This is a genomic window from Deltaproteobacteria bacterium (assembly GCA_020845775.1).
In the GTDB taxonomy this organism is placed as follows: domain Bacteria; phylum Bdellovibrionota_C; class UBA2361; order SZUA-149; family JADLFC01; genus JADLFC01.
This window is the reverse complement of record JADLFC010000087.1, coordinates 1-17,288: the sequence shown is the minus strand read 5'-3', so window position 1 is coordinate 17,288 and position 17,288 is coordinate 1. Positions and strand designations below refer to the sequence as shown.

Annotated in this window: 16 protein-coding genes; 11 read left to right on the top strand and 5 right to left on the bottom strand. The window is 46.1% G+C overall.

Annotation, left to right across the window (positions count from 1 at the left end; all coding sequences use genetic code 11):
• Window positions 1–161: 161 nt before the first annotated feature.
• The 5 genes from IT291_05555 to IT291_05535 are packed head-to-tail and all read right to left on the bottom strand — an operon-like array spanning window position 162 to window position 4,126.
• Window positions 162–1,346, bottom strand: coding sequence for a TraB/VirB10 family protein (locus IT291_05555; protein MCC6220692.1), 1,185 nt, complete (start codon window positions 1,344–1,346; stop codon window positions 162–164).
• Window positions 1,347–1,362: 16 nt separating this feature from the next.
• Window positions 1,363–2,187: a hypothetical protein gene (locus IT291_05550; protein MCC6220691.1), complete on the bottom strand. Its 825-nt coding sequence runs from the start codon at window positions 2,185–2,187 to the stop codon at window positions 1,363–1,365.
• Window positions 2,184–2,870, bottom strand: coding sequence for a hypothetical protein (locus IT291_05545; GenBank protein ID MCC6220690.1), 687 nt, complete (start codon window positions 2,868–2,870; stop codon window positions 2,184–2,186). The genes IT291_05550 and IT291_05545 overlap by 4 nt, the downstream gene beginning before the upstream one ends.
• Window positions 2,871–2,918: 48 nt before the next feature.
• The gene (locus IT291_05540; protein MCC6220689.1) at window positions 2,919–3,326 is read right to left on the bottom strand and encodes a hypothetical protein; all 408 of its coding nucleotides are present in this window, start codon (window positions 3,324–3,326) and stop codon (window positions 2,919–2,921) included.
• Window positions 3,323–4,126, bottom strand: coding sequence for a hypothetical protein (locus tag IT291_05535; GenBank protein MCC6220688.1), 804 nt, complete (start codon window positions 4,124–4,126; stop codon window positions 3,323–3,325). The genes IT291_05540 and IT291_05535 overlap by 4 nt, the downstream gene beginning before the upstream one ends.
• Window positions 4,127–4,488: 362 nt before the next feature.
• On the opposite strand from IT291_05535, the gene IT291_05530 reads away from it, so the two are divergent.
• The 11 genes from IT291_05530 to IT291_05480 all read left to right on the top strand — a co-directional run.
• On the top strand, window positions 4,489–6,768 hold the full coding sequence (locus IT291_05530) for a hypothetical protein (GenBank protein MCC6220687.1): 2,280 nt from the start codon (window positions 4,489–4,491) through the stop codon (window positions 6,766–6,768).
• Between the two features lie 36 nt (window positions 6,769–6,804).
• On the top strand, window positions 6,805–9,051 hold the full coding sequence (locus IT291_05525; GenBank protein MCC6220686.1) for a TraM recognition domain-containing protein: 2,247 nt from the start codon (window positions 6,805–6,807) through the stop codon (window positions 9,049–9,051).
• A gap of 129 nt (window positions 9,052–9,180) precedes the next feature.
• Complete coding sequence (locus tag IT291_05520; protein MCC6220685.1) at window positions 9,181–9,726, top strand: hypothetical protein; 546 nt, start codon at window positions 9,181–9,183, stop codon at window positions 9,724–9,726.
• Between the two features lie 141 nt (window positions 9,727–9,867).
• Window positions 9,868–10,581, top strand: a complete 714-nt coding sequence (ubiE, locus tag IT291_05515; GenBank protein MCC6220684.1) for a bifunctional demethylmenaquinone methyltransferase/2-methoxy-6-polyprenyl-1,4-benzoquinol methylase UbiE — start codon at window positions 9,868–9,870, stop codon at window positions 10,579–10,581.
• Window positions 10,582–10,591: 10 nt separating this feature from the next.
• A complete protein-coding gene (locus IT291_05510) occupies window positions 10,592–11,200 on the top strand; it encodes a UbiX family flavin prenyltransferase (GenBank protein ID MCC6220683.1) in 609 nt (202 codons plus the stop codon).
• 1 nt (window position 11,201) lies between these two features.
• Complete coding sequence (locus tag IT291_05505) at window positions 11,202–12,308, top strand: hypothetical protein (protein MCC6220682.1); 1,107 nt, start codon at window positions 11,202–11,204, stop codon at window positions 12,306–12,308.
• On the top strand, window positions 12,309–13,394 hold the full coding sequence (gene mqnE / locus IT291_05500) for an aminofutalosine synthase MqnE (GenBank protein MCC6220681.1): 1,086 nt from the start codon (window positions 12,309–12,311) through the stop codon (window positions 13,392–13,394).
• Window positions 13,382–15,301 carry a CofH family radical SAM protein gene (locus IT291_05495; GenBank protein ID MCC6220680.1) on the top strand — a complete coding sequence of 640 codons (1,920 nt, stop codon included), beginning with the start codon at window positions 13,382–13,384 and terminating at the stop codon, window positions 15,299–15,301. The genes mqnE and IT291_05495 overlap by 13 nt, the downstream gene beginning before the upstream one ends.
• Before the next feature lie 136 nt (window positions 15,302–15,437).
• Window positions 15,438–16,079, top strand: a complete 642-nt coding sequence (locus tag IT291_05490) for a DnaJ domain-containing protein (protein MCC6220679.1) — start codon at window positions 15,438–15,440, stop codon at window positions 16,077–16,079.
• 15 nt (window positions 16,080–16,094) lie between these two features.
• Window positions 16,095–16,907, top strand: coding sequence for a pyrroline-5-carboxylate reductase (proC, locus tag IT291_05485; GenBank protein ID MCC6220678.1), 813 nt, complete (start codon window positions 16,095–16,097; stop codon window positions 16,905–16,907).
• A 121-nt stretch (window positions 16,908–17,028) separates the two neighbouring features.
• On the top strand, window positions 17,029–17,288 hold a 260-nt coding region (locus IT291_05480), incomplete at its 3' end, for a response regulator (GenBank protein MCC6220677.1).

Here is a 17,288-nt window from a genome sequence, read left to right as displayed (position 1 = left end):
TATAGCATTTACAAAAAGGATTTTTGTAAATGCTATAAACAGCAAGTGCGTAAGCACTTGCCAATAAACAACAAATACCGTTTCCAAAAAGTAAAATATTTAACTTACTTTTTGGAAACGGTATAGCCAACCTAGAAATCCGTGCCGATAGCGTTTTGTTACTAGTCAAGTGACGCTGCATATATTCCTTCTCCGTACTGCTCGTCAATTAGTTCGATTTCAACCGATTTTGAAAAAATGGCAACAACTTCTCTGTTGGGTAGGACTTCTACCGCAGGAACCAGCTTCTCGTAGCGATCCAATAAAATTTGGCCCAGTCGATTAGAAGCATCAGTAAAGGCTGATGCCGTCGATACATTTATATCGTCCGCATTGACATCAATGTTATCATCGCCGTCAATTCTTATGGAGTTGCTTTGTCCGCTAATCCTTTCTCCCATGGCAAGAGCAAAACTCGTTCCCGCAGTTGCCACAATTAAACGTCCCAGTTTATCAATAAGTTTGCCCTTCATGCCGCGAATGCCATCTTCTCCTACGATCCAGCCATCGACCGGAACTACCGAGCGTCGCCCATCGCTATGGCGCAAGGCCATGTTAGTTAGGCGAAATAGCACCCGTCCATCTGCCTCTGAACCCTGCGCAGCAGCTATGATTCTCGCTTCGCCAAGATCGAGCAAAGAGCCATCGGGACCGCTGACGCCACTTGTTAACTTAAAAACAACTGGATACGGCGTTCCATCAACTGGTGCAATTACTCCTGTAAGCAACTTTAGCTGAACAGCATCGCCAGCCGAGACAACGGTGGTTCGGAGCTTTTGAGGCACGGGTGGTGGTGGTGGAACCGTCGCTTCCGCAAATCCAATTGCTTCGAGAGAATCTTGAACTATCGCTCCAGCGGCGCTAGTTCCATCTGCGCCCCCCTTAGCGTCTCTTGCGTTTCGCTCTTCTAGCGTCAAGGCGGAACGACCTGCCTGTTGCTCTTCTAAACGCACTGTCGCGCTGCCGAGTTCCTCTAGGCGTTCGGTAATAGCGTTAAAAATGCTAGCATTTCTTGTCTTGCTTTCTTTGAGATCCTGTTGAATTCTTCTTATGATATTGGTGTTTTCCTTAGAGCTTCGCTTTAAGCCATCCAGATCCTCGCGAAATGCACGGGTAAGGTCATTATATGCCGTTCGTTCGTCGGTGCTAACACCAGCCGTGTTTCTAGCTACCTGCACTGGTCGTGGTCGAGGCGGCTTAGCTGTCAGCTCCCATATTATAATTACAGCAACTATGAGCCCGGCCACCGCCCATATCCGGCGGTCATTTTTAAGAATGAGCTTTATGTCCTCTATTTTTTGATTCATGTTAATCGTTAGCTGCTTATCGCCGTTTTGCTTTCGTAACTATGTACACCTTTCCCACATGAGCATTAGCAATATTTTGTTCTGCGGTTAGAGGCCTAGGTGCTAATTCCCAACGTTGCGCCGTGACAGCTCGCGTGCCATCCAACCTAAAAGTTGCAGGATTGAGGCGTTGAGTTGTGTCGAGCAGATTTTCGACACTAAGAACATATCCCCATAAGTCTGAACCCATAAATATTTCATCTATGTTGGCTTTTAGAGCACCGTCGTGAAGCACGGTCTCACCAGAATAACGGTTAGAACGCCGGTACCCAGTTATTCCCTTTCTGTTGCCAAATTCTGCCACGAGGATCAATTCTCGCATCAAGCCGCTTACAATCGTAGGTGGTGCAAAATCGCGTGGCTGCTTCGGATCCAAGCTAGCGTCTTCTTCTGAAGATTCGGGAACGCGATCGTCTATGATATTTACGGTTCCATCTCTTGGGTGTTGCTCAGATGAAGGTATTGCCCTTAGGGAATACGTGCGCTTGTCGTCTAAGTGCACAAGTATTGCCTCGCCCTCTGGAGACAATTCGGGTTGTGCGAAGATAATCAAGTAATTGTCCTGCTTTTCTAGCGCAATGCTGGATTGTTTGCGCTTAAAGCCGCCTTCAATGGAGCTCGGGAAAATAACTTGAGTAGGCTCGCCTGGTTTAACAAAAACAACACCCTCTTCGGCTCCCGTATATGTTATATCTCTCGCATATGCGGTTTCTGAGGCAATGAGCATACACCACAGCAAGAGCAAAACATGAGATGCTTTGAAAAAACTCAAAAAACAAAGGCGATCTGGCGATCTCGTCATACGTCCCATTCGTCTCCTTTTAGTTTGTTAAAATCTACACGCTTTAGTTTTATGTCAACAATTACAATGCCAAAAGGATTGTGAACATTGCGTGGAATCGTTGTCATCGTGATGTAATAAGCCATTTGATCTTGAGGTAATGGTCTGTTTCCTATTAGTTTTTGGCGAATCCCCGGCAATCTTATTATGACCTTATCCAACTCTGGCATTCTTTTAACCTTGATAAGGTTTTTGCTTATAAAAAACAACTGAGAACGACCAGTCTCTGCTATAGTTCTCAACTCGTCTTTCATCATGACCTGCTCAAATGAGCTAAGTGCGGGCTCCCATAAATACTTCTGCGCAGATGCAAATTGTGTTTCTGCAACACTAGGTTGATAGGATGCAATTAGATTTACTACCTCTGTAGCAACGCCAATAAATTCGCTATCCGGTAGTTGTTTTGCTGAATAGTGCCCTGGTTGGGGTTGCGGTGGCACTTCAATTACAGTATCCGCCGAGATATACATCACTAAAGCAGCTGCAATTGCTAGAGTCGTTGCCGGTAGCTGTAGCAAGGCAAGAGCTCGCCATAGCAAGGCTTGGTCGCGAAAACCTTCCCACAAGCGAATGGTGTCAGCGCCGGCTCGCCCCTCAGTGCGCTCGATTTGTCTAATATCTCGCTTTAACGCTTTAACGGCCATTAAAAAAACCTCTTAACTGAGCGAAAACCTCTTTTAAAAAACTACCACCTAGTCATATAAGAATTCTCTATCACAATCTGAAAAAAGTTCTTCCAGCCCAAGTTGGACAAATCGACAATTTTGCGGCAATTCTCGCATAGGTGCTCCGGACCAGACCGGTTGTAGCAGCGATGGAGATGGAATACCTGGGGGTGGAAAGCCACAAGCGGTCATAACCGCATTCCTAACTCCACGTTCTTCATCTGGGAAATTCCTACGAGTGCTCGCCAAAGTAGTCGTAGTGAGAATCCACCCACCAATCATTAGCGGCATTGCCGACGCTGGGGATCTAGCAAACGAACCTATCATTAAGAAAATGACTAACCCAACAGCCCATTCCATGGCGTTAGCACCCATAAACGACCAGTTGTCATCTAGGCCCTGAAGGACATACCCGTCATCGTACCTTGCGTTCATGAACCCTCGCCTTCCTTAGTAGCTTTATCTTTAGCAGATTTAATTTTCTCCAATCTATTCTTAATTGCTTCGCTAATTGCTTCTGATACGGCATCGTCGTCAGGTGTTGTGTCAGGGTTTTTGCTAACTACTCCTGGTGCTAAGTCTTTAGAATCTTTGGGTATTGTGCTCTTAGACTCTGCTCGTATGGGCTTAACTATTTTTGTTTTTTCGCTTGTGGTTAAAGTCGTAGAAGGAGTTTCCTTTGGAAACAAGACGCTATTAACTTCATCCGTGCCAGGGGCTAGTTTATCCTGAGGTTCTGCACTTTTCGCTCCCATTGTGCTTAAGGATATTGCAGGGGCCACTGTGCGTGCACCAAGACCGGACAGTTCAGCTCGGCGCTCTTCTTCTCCATAGGTATTTGAGTCCTGTGCGCCATAAGTTGGTCTAGCTGTTCGCTCGTGATCTCTTTGCACTTGTAATCGGTTTGCCTTAAAGCGAACACCACTTCTCGTTACTCGAGGTTGTGGATCCAAAAGGCGATTTAGATCCTCGGTTCTGCTTATAACGTTCGTTCGCCACTCTTCAGGGTCCAACAGCACGTCCGGACGCGCTGTTCGGCGTCCGGCCTCAAATTCTGCAAGGGCTTCTACGAGAAGCGATCGAGCTCGTGCGTAATGTCCAATCGCTTTGGCCGAACGCTCTGGAGATGCGTACGTAGTTTGCCCATGTGCTACTCCTAGAGGGCAGATTACCGCAAATAAGAGCAGGCATTTAAAGAAGAAAAAAAATCGATTTCTTTGCTGTGTAATCATCATCTTCTCACGATCCAATCTCGACTTAACTATTTGAAAAATCAGCATAAATATTTCTGAGCTGGCAACTAGTTTATGTGCCTACCCATGGTCACTCAATGCTCAATGCAACGCATTAGAACGACATCTAACGTTATGCGCTTTATTTAAGATCAGGTGATATTAAGCTTGGTATATTAATGGATCATTCTGAGCGTGCCGTTAGAGATTTCCAGAATGGAGGATTTACTAGTAGTAAACCGACAAAATAAATACTTAATGTAGGTTTTCTTTTTGTAAACGGCATAACACTTAGAGATATGGGCATAAAGTGTTTTTCTAGGTATAATTCCATTATTTAAATAGGTTTGAAATTTGTTATTTTTATGGGTTACGGAAATCTCGTATCTAATATTGCCAAGCTAAAGCGGCAAGTTAACGAGTTACCGGAAGGGCAGATTAGTTTTTTTCGGGCGTTGTGTTACTCGTTAACAGTGTTTATTGGTTTAGCGTATTTGCTTCCAGTTCGGCCGGAGGTGCATGTATCTCCGGAAGATAGGGGTAGGTCTGAAGATTTGTCTTCAGATGAGCATGAAGATCTTACGTATGATCGAGATCGGCACAATCTTGGATTGCCTTCTCTTGAAATCGAGGATTCTAGTTCCGGGTCAAAATCAAAAGATGATAGTGTCGATAATTGGTTTCAAGAACTTGAGGCACTAGCTGGTGAGCGGATGCAGTGGCTGGAAAATTCGATTTTCGGCAAAACTGCAGCGAATCGTTATCTAAACTTTGTTAGTTTTATAGTTGATGTTTCGTTCGATAGAGAGAACCCTCGGGAGATAGGGTTTTTTAGTCGATTCTTTGCCGAGTCGCTAATTCGCATAGGCTTTGTTGTTTTAAGTTTTTGGCCACTTTGGCTTTTTGTGAGTGTGGCAAGTTATGTTGCTGCACCGATTCTTTTCAAGCGAAAACCAGCCGAAGATGTTTTGGGAATTTGCGATCCAGGTGTGACGCCTTTCTATTCTGGAATTTATGGTGCTTTGCAACCTAATAATTCTATTAGCGGCACTGACTTTTCATGCCCTGGTTTAGCTTGTCCAAATATGATTAAGCGACATTTAGCGGTTAACCATGTCTTATGTAAGAGGCTACAGAGCATGTCGCTTTTAAATGATACTAATGCGGCTCTGGTTTCCATTATATTGGCTTATCGGGATTTTCCGGCGTTGGTAGTGGATGAACGTTCAGGCGAAGAGCGCAGTGTGGATGATGTATTTGAACAAGCCTCTGGTGTTGGCGGGGAGGGTAAAACTTCAGACCAAAAGGGAATTATTCAGAATTCAGAATGGAATTTAGAGGCAAGCGCTGTTAGAGGTTTGGAGGCAGTAATAGACGCGCACAGTGTGCTAGTAAGGGCAAAGACTTTTTTTAATAGCGGAAGTTTAGAACATTCTGCTGGAGCAAGCCTAGTAGAGTATCGTCGCGTGTTAGAGAGTTTAGTAGAAACTGCAAATCCATTGGCGAAAGCATTGTTGTTTTCGCTGACGTATGACAGGGCGCGTGCGCTGGCGGAATTTTCAATGGCAGCGGTCGTGACGGCATTTCTTGCGATAGAAGCTGGCAAATCTCTGGTTTTTCAGAAAAGGAAAGATAGCTTCGCGCAGATCTCGTTTTTCCCTCATTTGCAAGCTCGCGCCGTGCTGCATTCAGTCGCTAGCTTTCACAAGGAGTATAGTGGCGACACTAAGTTAAATCTGCGGCAGGCGATTCTATCTTCTCGCAGGCATGGAGATTTCGGTCGAGCTTTTTTGCCAGTGAACATGTCCGTGGGTAGTAGAGCATTGCGCGATTGGTTGGAAATACTTTATGCCCCCCCGGAGGAACAGGAGGAAGCAGCATATTTGGTGGAATTAGATGCGCATATTGAGGAAATTCACCTCATTTGGCGGCAAGGTTTGGGGGAACGCCTCGCACAAGAATCAAAAAGTCGCAAAGAGTTGTCGCATCAAAATGCGCGCTTAGGATGTGATGTTTGTAAAGGAGTGCCTTTTAAGTCGGTTGTTCTGATGCCAATTGCCAGTGTAATTCAGCTTGCAATGCAAGGGGTAGATGCCGATAGGCAAGCTAGGATTCTCCAATTAGCCGAGCTAAGTTGCAAACGCCAGTCTCGACTTAGCGTGTCTGCGAGGCTGCCTGGTTTTAAACGACAATCAGATGATTTGCGCGTAGAGTTGGCAAATGTTGGTGGAGTGGTCAATGTGTTAGCTAGTAGTCCAGCAGCAGAGTTGGTTGATAAGTGGCTAATAGTGCGTCGGATGTTGACGCGATATAACTGGTTATCTACTCGCATTGGGGACGAAAGCGTTCCAGCGGATGGCCTGGTTCAGGCAATAGTCGTCATGCGAATGCCTGAAGGTGCGCTGGAAGTTGCTGGATTAGATGCCCTAGTTCCACTGCGCCAACGTCGTTTTAAAATGCTTTTCGGCGAAATGTGGGAGAAAAAGTTTTATCTCGATGCGCCGCATCCGGATGATGTTGAAATATTTACCGATGTAGAGAGTTTTAATCGAGTGCTTGCCGAGCGGCTTTTGAGGTGCGGAGGGAGCGCATCGGCAACTCTAAGCGAGAAAGTTAAGGGCGTAGGTGGCGCAGCAGTATCTTAGAGTTCTTAGTTATTCGCGACGTTTAAATAGATTAATATGGCACGAGCTTACGACAAGAAGGATTTAACAAACGAACGAGAAGTTCGTCGACGCAATATCCTTACATTTGCGCGTTCAGCCGCGCTGGCAATGGCTATAGTCTGTTTTTCGTCTTTTGGATCTGAGTTGGCATCTGGAAGCCTATTTATTATAGGCGGGCTGGGGCCAGCCGTAGCACTAGCGATTTATGCGAGCGTTGTAGGCAGTTACAACTACTTGGAGAGGGAGAGGAAAAAGGAGTCCGAACGGAGAGGTGGAAAGGTAGTGTTAGGGCATCCACCGAATCGATATGCTTTTCAGCGTGAACTAAAGCGTTGTCGAAAAGAAAAGAAAGCCATGATCGATCGATATCTGGTGGGCTTCGAAGTTGATTCCGGTGAACCCATTTGGATTAATGATGAAGACTTGTGCACGCATGCCGCTGTTTTTGCAAAAACCGGCGTGGGAAAGACTCTGTGGCTCGAGTCGTTAATGTTTCAGCAGATGTTGCGTGGCCGAGCTAGCGGATTTACGTTTATTGATGCGAAGCGCGATATGAGCACTTTGGCTGATATTATTATCATGGCCATGATAACTGGGCGCATCGAAGATCTAATCGTCGTAGATCCGTTTGATCCAGTTTGCTGTTACAATTTTGTCTATACTGCCCAAAGAGCCGACGTTAAAGCGCGAAAGGTATTGCGCTGCGGGTTGCCACCTACCTCAGATCAAAGCACGACCAAGCATTACGATCGGCTTGCGGCAGATGCGGTTTATCGCGTTGTTAGAGCTATGGAGAGCCTTGGTCTAGCATGGTCAGTGCGAGATGTCGCGGTCGCGCTTTCAGCCTTTAGCGTTGCGTATCCTCGACTTAGAGGCCTTCTGCATGAACGTGGCGCTAAACAGGCGATGGTGGAATTGGGGCATTTAGCGGGTAGTTACAGAAGCGGCAAGGGTAAGTTAGATGCCTTAAGTCTAACCGATAACTTACGTGGTATATCCTCAGAATTGCATTCGATTTCCAATTCAGAAGCGGGCGAAATGTTTTGTGCGCCGAGAGCTGATTTGTCCCTCACTGATGCGATTTTGCGTGGAAAGATGATTTACTACATGTTGCCTCGTTTGGAAGAAGCCGAGAGTGCTGCGCGCATGGTAAAAGTTTTTAGAGAAGATCTGGAGGTATCTATTGGTGAAATTACGTCGAACAGGTCGTACACTCTCGAGGATCCGCATATGGTCATCATCGATGAGGGGGCATCGACTTTTGGATCTACCTGGGCCAATTTATTTGAGTTGGCGCGCAAGGGGCGCTTCGCCTTGCTTTTTGGCGCGCAATCAGTTGGAGGATTAACAGACACATCCATGGGACTATCTGAGCAATTCTATGAGCGCGTTCTGGCTAATGTGAATTTAAAAGTCATCATGCGCGTTGGAGACAATAGAACTGCGATGGATATGTGCGAGTGGATAGGTAAAGTTACGACGACAAAGAAAAGCATTAGCTCGGCCATCTCCACTAGTTTTAATGCTAGGGAATGGACGAAAAATGTGCAGGTAAATAAGCGCAGCGCAGACGGTTTGCGAGAAGGCATTACGCTGGCGGAGGACGAGGAGGATTTGGTAAGTGCGGAGGAGCTTAAACATGAGATGTCAGTTGAGAAGGGATTAGCGTGGTTCGATTTAGGTGATGGGCGGATGCGCAAGGGGCGCGCCTTGTGGTTTAATAGCGATTTACCGCCGGCATGGGAGGGTAGAAATTACTTGGTTCGTTACGAGTCAGTGGAGGCGGATGAAATTGCTTTAGCTGAATGGGTTGATGAGCAAATTCTCTCAGTGGAAAGGGCGGAAACGGAGAAGGAAAGAGAGGGATATCAAGAGGATGAGGAAAATAGTCTAAGAGATGGCGAGGGTTTAACCGGTGCGGTGCAGCCGACGAGCGCTAAGGGCGAGGGGGATCAATTGACAGGCGTGGGGAGTAGCTTTCGGTTTAATCTCATAAAGGCAAGGCGACGTGGTGGGGCGCATGTGAAGACATTTGAGTCAAAATCAGATAATAATGAGCAACAAGCCCATAAATCCGATAATAACAGTCTTAAAAATTCAATTAAAAGCCGGTCGGACGCTAAAGTGGCTACTGTTGGTTTAGCTGCGAGCAATGTAGTAAAAACCGACGGTTCGAATGTTAAGCGCAATATGGAAAATTCGCCTTTAAAGCAGGTTTCCAAAAATAAAGGTAAACAGGTTAAATTGGAATCTAAGAGGTAGTTTGTAAAGAGTTACGTTTTATGTAACATAACGACGTAAAACATTTAATGCTTTAAATTACACAACAATTTTCAGAGTGTGAAAGAAGGGGTTAACAGTTGTTAACGGCCCTGGAAAGGATTTTTTGAAATGAGCAGAATGACATTTACAGTTGCTAAGTCATTTGGTCGATTGCAACTGATTCCAGAGTTTGATGGTCTTAGGTTGGTGTATGCACCGATTGTCAATGGGCAATTGGATTATGAGTCATTGGGGTGTTGTGACTTGCTCATACCAATAGACGCAGTAGGCGGTTTGTGGGCGACCTCTAGGGCTTTTTTGTATGGTGTGGAGTCGCTGGATGAAAACATCATTCTAAGAGGCGAAGAGGGGGATGTGTTGGTTAAGTTATATAGGGATAAACCCAGGGGCTCGCAAGGAGCGCTAAGCGGAGATGAAGTTAGTTGGCTAAGAATAGTTTCGGGGCGCAGCGAGGAGGAACGCAGGCGCATTAAGCTTGGTCCTCGCGATCTCCTTTGTATTGAACTTGCCTGCAATGCAGTGCTGGCGCTTTCGGTAAGTGCAGGGGGCGCTAGTGACGGCTCCCGCGTGAGTTCTAACGGCTTAGGATCTGAAGTGCCAGACGATATAGATGTTGACGATGATCTTGGCGAAGAAGACAGCGTTGATGTCTAGACTTAGTTTCTCAAAATTTCAAACACTCCTTTTTTTTATACCGTTTCGAAAAACTAAGTTAAGTATTGTGCTTTTTGAAAACGGTATTTGTTGTTTATCGCAAGTTCGCAGAACGAGCATTGGTTACAGGTGTGAAATTTTATGAGTGTTGCGGTTCAACGCATGTTCGCGTCCATTGCATCTCGTTATGATACTGCGAATGATGTTTTGAGCTTTGGAATTCATCGACTGTGGCGAAAAAATGCAGTGCAATTTGCAGAGTTGGTTCCGGGCGGCAAAATACTAGATTTATGCAGTGGTACTGGTGACTTTTGCTTTTCTTTAGTTGATGCGCTTGGGTCGCATGCGGAAATAGTTGGAGTGGATTTTGTGGAGGAAATGCTCGAGCTAGCGCGGGAAAAGGCATCGAGGCGATTTGGAGCTACCAGCGATGGCAACAGACCAAAAATCTCTTTTGTCCAGGGAGATATTTTGAAGCTGCCGTTTTGTGACAATAGTTTTGATAATGCAACTATTGGTTTTGGCATTCGCAATGTGGATGATCCTCAAGCGGGATTGCGCGAAATATACAGAGTTTTAAGATCTAATGGAAAGCTGTTAGTGCTGGAGTTCGGCCAGCCAGAATCAGGTTTTTTTCCCTCATGCTATCGAATATATAGCGACTTCGTACTTCCATATTTAGGTGGTTTGCTTACGGGAAACAGGTCTGCTTATGAGTACTTGCCTAAGACTTCGCAGGCGTTTCCCTGCGGCGATGAGTTTGTCCATTTAATGCGTAGCACGGATTTTGCTCAAATCCGCTGGAAGCGGTTTTTAGGCGGTGTTGCCTATGCGTACGTTGCAACAAAGGAGTGATAGGAAGGATATTTTGGACGAGTGGATAATTGCCATAACGGGCGCATCTGGCACTATTTACGGTTGTCGCTTGCTTAATGTTATTCTTGGGAATATTCCTACCGTTAGAGTTCACTTGATACTTTCTGAAGCAGGGAAGGAGGTTCTGTGTCAAGAGCAAGGTTGGGGCTTAGAATTTAATTCTGGCTTTGAGGCGATGGTTGAGCCGACATACCGAGATCGCGTTACAACTTACGACAATAGAGAAATAGGTGCGGCGATTGCGTCGGGCTCGTATCGCACTCTTGGAATGGTGATAGTCCCATGTAGCATGAATACTTTGGCGGCGGTTGCTAATGGCCTTGCTGGCAACCTGCTGCAGCGAAGTGCAGATGTGATGATTAAAGAAAGTCGCAAACTGTTGCTAGTTCCCCGGGAAACGCCGCTTTCGGCTATTCATCTCGAGAACATGTTAAAGCTAGCGCGCGTTGGCGCAAAAATAATTCCAGCAATGCCTGGTTTTTACAATCGACCAAAAGCGATTGACGATCTAGTAGACCATGTCGTTATGCGGATTGTGGATAACATGGGCTACGCAATTGATATAGCGGCGAGATGGCCTAAAGTGGAGCAAGGTTAACGTGGCGGCATTGAATACATCTGTTCATGCGTCCCAGTTTTCGTCTCGTGGAGCTAGCTTTAGTAGATTTACAGAGCTAGCCTTTGAGAAGGCTGCTGTGGTTGATATCGCCCAGAACCTTTTGGATCGCCGGCCTCTTAGCTTTTTGCAAGTGGAGCATTTAGTCAATAATGTCGAACCGCCGGTTTTAGCAAAGCTGGTAGAAATTGTGCACTCTGTTACCGATGTGTCGGGAGTGAGGTTGAGGCCACTGATTTTTGTACCACTTGCTAAAATTCTCGAGCAGCATGGAAAAGATAAGGCGTTAGATATTGCCTTGCTGCGGATAAATTCAGTAGCGCGAGGTTTGTCGGTAAATCTTTCGTCGGTTTTCCTAGCAATAGATCGATGGCATGGGAATTTTGAACGAGACGAGCTGCTTGAAGTTATCTATGCGGCTCTCTCGCAGTCGGCATTGGCGGAAATCCTTACATGTGTTGGTCCTTCGACGTCGCAGCTTCTTAAACTTGAAGGAAATGTGTCTGGCGAAGAAGATAGGCTGTCGCGCTTGGATATTATTTTAGCCAATCTGCGTATGGTCGGTATCGGGAGTATTGAAGGCGGATCGGATATTGAAATTCATTTACTGGCCGCTGCCAGGGGGTTTTCGTTGTCTTTTGGGCAGGAGGTGCGGCGTTTGGCTTCAATGCGTTCTCTAGGGAGAGGGCAAGATAAGGCCGGAAAGCAAGCAGGTTTTGACAATAGTTTTGCCGACTGCTTGCTTGCCATTAGCGACAAACTTGCGTTTACCGGAAAGCTAAATACTTGGTATCCATGGGCGAAGAATTGTGTGGATTCGTTTTGTTTGGATGGTGGATGCGTGTTGGGAGTGCAGTTGCTTAGGGCTGTTGCACTAGGGCGATTGTTATTGCCCAATATTTCGCATGTGCGGGCGCCGTTATCTTTGTTTGGCGTTAAGATGGCGCATGTCGCATTGTCGTTTGGAGCCAATGATTTTGGTTATGCGGCGCTCGATGCTGAAACGGCAGATCTTTTAGGCATTAGCAGGATGAGTGATTGTGTAGATGTAATCAATGCGCAAAAAGTCTACAAGCTGTTAATCGGTTAGATGAAAAGCGAATTTCTAGATATTTCAGAAAAGGTATTAAATGGCGAGCCGCTTTCGTTTGAGGACGGCGTGGTTTTATTTAACCATCGCGATTTGCTAGCAGTGGGGCAGTTAGCAAATGTGGCGGCTGAGAGGCTGCACGGCAATGTCACGTATTATAATTTCAATTTGCATCTAAATGTCACGAATGTTTGCGAAGCCGATTGCATATTTTGTTCTTTTGCGCGCCTGGAAATGGGAATGCCGCAGGCATATGTGATGACGATAGCGGACGCACTCGACTGGATTCAAAATCGCTACAGGCCCGGCATGACTGAAATTCATATTGTAAATGGATTGAACCCCTCTTTGCCATTTTCGTATTATGCGGATTTAGTGGCTTCTATTCGAGAGAAGTTTCCTAGCTTGCACATAAAGGCTTTTACTGCGGTTGAGATTCACTACTTCTCCAAGAAATTTAACTTGAGTTACGAGGATGTGCTGATACGCCTAATGGAGTCCGGCGTAAAGTCTCTTCCAGGAGGTGGAGCCGAGATATTTTCCGAAAGGGTAAGAAATAAGCTTTGTCGTGGAAAGGCTACAGGTGACGAGTGGTTAGAAGTGCACAGAGTAGCTCATTCGTTGGGCCTAAAGAGTAACTGTACTATGCTTTACGGCACTATTGAGACGGTAGAGGAGAGAGTCGAGCATTTGCTCAAGCTAAGAGAGCTACAAGAGAGAACAGGTGGTTTTCAGGCCTTTGTCCCTTTGGCGTTTCACGCTGAAAACAACCGATTGGGAAAGTTAAAGGAACCAAGTGCAGCCGACGACTTGCGAGTAATGGCGGTTAGTCGGTTGATGTTGCACAATATACCTCACGTAAAGGCTTATTGGGTGATGTTGGGCATAAAAACCGCGCAAATTGGCCTGCTGTTCGGCGCTAATGATCTAGATGGCACGGTAACTGAAGAGAAAGTGTATCGGATGGCGGGGGCTAAAAGCCCGGGATCGCAAAGTGTAGAAGAATTAAATGAGCTCATTGGCGCAGTGGGTAGAGTTGCAGTAGAACGCAATTCTCTGTACGAGGCAGTAACGTGTCAGGAATAGCACCTCTTTCGAAAATCAGAGTAGGTAATGTTAATTACCTTAACAGTACGCCATTTGCGTCTTTGCGACGCTTGGACTTCGTGGATTATCAAGAGTGCGTACCAAGTGAATGTGCACGCAAGCTTCGCGAAGGCGAGACGGATTTTGCCTGCGTTCCGCTTATCGAATATGCCACTAATGGCGATTATCAGGCCATGGATGTTGGAATTGTAGCCAAGGGGGCGGTGGAGAGCGTGTTCTTGTTTGCCGAGGACAAAATTGAAGACCTCGAGACTATATATATCGATGCTGGTTCTAGGACATCGGTTGTGTTGCTTAGAGTTATCCTTTGCGAGCTTCTTGGGAAGGAGGCGGGTTGGCGAGTGAAGTTCTATCGCAGGGACTTGTTGGGCAGAGTGGCTGATGTGGGTTCTAGAGTAGGAGCGTTAGCCATTGGCGATGTGGCGATGAAGAGCAAGGATATTTTCTCGTACCAACTGGATCTAGGCGCCCAGTGGCAGAGCTTTACTGGGATGCCGTTTGTTTTTGCGGTTTGGATGTGGAAGGAGGGGAGTCTCGAGCGCGACAGGTTGGTGGTGCTTAGAAATGGCTTATTGGATGGAGTACGAGATAGGGCTATCTATGCTAGAGATTGGGCCGATGGCAATCAATTTTCCCGCGTCGATGCGGAGCGATATGTGTGCGAGCGAATCACTTACGTCCTAGACGATAGAGCTATTGAGGGTGCCAATGAATTTTTGCGCCTAGCGGCTTTGTATGGTCTTGCTCCGCGAGCGGAGTTTAGATGTGCAGAAGAGTTATCTATTGCGAAAATGGGGCGTGCAACCAGTGCATCGGATTCTTGCCGGAGTTTGGATGTCGTTTTACAAGATGCTAGCGAGGGAGCGCGCTTATCGATTCTCGAGGGCTTGAGACTGGGCATGGACGCGAGTTTGGCGGATCTAGCCTTAGCCTCTAACCTTAGACGTGAACAATTGCACCCATCGGGCGAAGTGTCTTATATCGTAGAGCGCAATGTTAATTATACAAATATATGTGACGTTAACTGCAGATTTTGTGCTTTTAACGTAGTCCCAGGCAAGGCAGGTGGTTATCTCTGGTCGAACGAAGAAATTGGGGAAAAAATCGACGAATTAGTGAGCGCAGATGGAGTGCAGGTGCTTTTTCAGGGTGGACTCAATCCGGAATTGGGCATCGAGTATTACGAAAATGTGTTTCGTTGGATTAAGGCGAGGTATCAAATAAATCTGCATGCGCTATCGGCGGATGAAATATTGCACATCAGTCGCGTTTCTCGCATCAGCGTTCAAGCGGCGTTGGAGCGCTTAGTTGGTGCTGGATTGGGTAGCTTGCCGGGGGCAGGAGCTGAAATTTTAGTGGACCGCATTCGCAGGCGAATTGCCAAGCGCAAATGCTCGGCAGAGGAGTGGCTCGAGGTTCATCGCACAGCTCACCGCATCGGCTTAAAATCCAGTTCCACTATGATGTTTGGCGTAGGTGAAACTTGGTATGATCGCTTAATTCACTTGAGCAAAATTCGAGCGCTGCAGGACGAGACTGATGGGTTTATGGCGTTTATCGCTTGGCCTTTTCAGGAAAGTTCGTCCAGGCTTAAGGCCTCGGATGTCTCAGCTCCTCAGTATCTACGCGTTCAGGCAGTTTCTAGATTGTTCTTGGACAACATCAGAAACATTCAGAATTCCTGGGTTACTCAAGGACCGGCGGTTGGGCAACTAGCTTTATTTTTTGGTGCAAATGATTTTGGATCTGTGATGTTTGAGGAGAACGTAGTATCCGCTGCTGGAGTGAGATTTCGCATGGATGCAGAAGCTATTGAGAGACATATTTGCGATGCAGGTTTTTTGCCATGGCAGCGAATTGTAAATTATCAGCGTCGAGTTTTGTGATAATATATTTAAGCAGTGTATAATTGATTTATTAGAAAAATATTATATAATTGCCAAAGGGGCGAGACGTTTAAATTAGACCCACGGACTGTTTAAAAGAAGATAATTTGTTTTCATTTCTAGGTATTAAGACAAGTTGGCATCCAAGGACAATCAAAAAAATTACTACGAGCTATTAGGTTTAACTAAGGAAGCTACTAGTCAAGAGATAAAGACAGCTTACAAGGAGATGGCCCGCATATTTCACCCAGATTCGCATTTTTATGACGAAGTATTAGAGGGTCAGGAGCTAGCGCGTGACGATGAGACATTTAAGCTCGTAACTGTTGCTTACAATACATTGATTGATTCAGAAAAAAGGGCCGAGTACGACAGGATGTTGTTAACGACAACAGTCCCATCATGGGTATCTGCTGAGGAGACTTCCGGTTCTTGGCCATATTCTTCTCGTCCAGCGGACAATGGTTCTGGAGTGCGTGCAGAGCGAGATACTTCTTCGTCTGGGAAGCGCGAAGAAAGGAGTCGCACTCAGAGCATGTATAGTTCTGAGGGGAATTATTCGGATTATGCGCGCAGGCAGGCCGGTCGTGATTACGGGGGGATGCAGCAGGATTATTCTCATAGTGTTTTTGTTACGAGCGGACAAAGAACCGAGAGCGTCATGGATATGCTGCGCAAGAAAAAGCGCTCGCAGGAAAAATTGGTAATGATAGTGTTGTCTGGCGCAATATTTTTAGTTTTAGTCATTACACTTTTAGTTCTAGGCATTATCCTTTAGGGGAGTCGAGGGTTATTGGGGCTAAATATTGGCATTCTGGGTTGTGGAAAACTTGGCACTGCCTTTGCGCGGGGGTTGTTGTCGCATAGAGTAGTTTCTAGAGAGTCACTCATCGTTTTTCAGCGAGGAGATGGTGAGCGCTTAGAGCGGCTAAGAAATGAGTTTGGATGCCGTGTCTTTGATGCTGTAACTCCCGTTTTGTCCGAGTGTGATGTAATTATCTCCTCTGTTAGGCCGCAGGATTTTCAAGTAGCGGCGTCGCAGCTTGCAGATTATATCCTTAGAGAGCAGCTGCTTCTTTCAGTAATGGCCGGCATTAAAGTCGCGACTATTAGCAATCTGCTTAATGGCCACTTGCAAATAGTGCGTTCAATGCCAAATTTGCCGGTTCAGATTGGAAAGGGGGCAAACCCCTATGTAGTTGGCAGCGATGTCAGTGATGTAAACAAAGCCATGGCGGAGAAAATATTAAATTCAACGGGGGTTAGCATTGAGTTAGAGCATGAGGGACAGCTGGATGCGGTTACGGCAATTTCTGGCAGTGGTCCTGGTTACGTGTTTACATTTATTCAGAGCATGCTTGAAGCTTCGCGAGCAGCAGGAATTCCCGAAGAATTAGCTATTTCTCTTATTGCTCAAACTATTAGTGGTTCGCTTGAGTTGTGGTTAGGTTCTCCGCTCGATATAGATAAGCTTAGAGAAGGGATGAGGCTTAAAGGAGGCACTACTGAGGCGGCTTTCGAGGTTTTAGAGGCAGCTAATTGGAAGGGCAATCTCGTCAGGGCTATTTTTCAGGCTCATAAAAGAGCAATAATGTTAGGTAGTTAGCGTTGGGATAGTCATCTTTGAAAGTCGCTAAAGGCCACTAAGTAACATGTCGATATTTTTTGTGGGGTTGATGTTAATCCAGGAACACTAAATTTGCTGCTTCACACTAAGGCATCTAGATTTGGCAACGCGTGCAAATATTCTAATAGTTGACGACGACAAGGATCAATTGGATTTATTTGGTCTATTGTTGGAGAAGGCAAAGTTTAAGGCCTTTAAGGCACTCAGTGTCGATGAGGCTATGCAGATTCTCGAGTGCGAGAAAGTTGACTGCGTAGTTTTGGACGTTTTTATGCCGACGACTAGCGGACAAGTTTTTACGCAATATCTACGCGCTCACGACGCTCTTCAGGACATACCAATAATAATGTTGACGGCTGG

Coding starts and splice junctions, on each gene's coding strand:
- IT291_05520 (MCC6220685.1), top strand. CDS start 9,181: ATGAGCAGAATGACATTTACAGTTGCTAAGTCATTTGGTCGATTGCAA.
- IT291_05540 (MCC6220689.1), bottom strand. CDS start 3,326: ATGAACGCAAGGTACGATGACGGGTATGTCCTTCAGGGCCTAGATGAC.
- IT291_05525 (MCC6220686.1), top strand. CDS start 6,805: ATGGCACGAGCTTACGACAAGAAGGATTTAACAAACGAACGAGAAGTT.
- IT291_05530 (MCC6220687.1), top strand. CDS start 4,489: ATGGGTTACGGAAATCTCGTATCTAATATTGCCAAGCTAAAGCGGCAA.
- ubiE (MCC6220684.1), top strand. CDS start 9,868: ATGAGTGTTGCGGTTCAACGCATGTTCGCGTCCATTGCATCTCGTTAT.
- IT291_05555 (MCC6220692.1), bottom strand. CDS start 1,346: ATGAATCAAAAAATAGAGGACATAAAGCTCATTCTTAAAAATGACCGC.
- mqnE (MCC6220681.1), top strand. CDS start 12,309: ATGAAAAGCGAATTTCTAGATATTTCAGAAAAGGTATTAAATGGCGAG.
- IT291_05535 (MCC6220688.1), bottom strand. CDS start 4,126: ATGATGATTACACAGCAAAGAAATCGATTTTTTTTCTTCTTTAAATGC.
- IT291_05550 (MCC6220691.1), bottom strand. CDS start 2,187: ATGACGAGATCGCCAGATCGCCTTTGTTTTTTGAGTTTTTTCAAAGCA.
- IT291_05545 (MCC6220690.1), bottom strand. CDS start 2,870: ATGGCCGTTAAAGCGTTAAAGCGAGATATTAGACAAATCGAGCGCACT.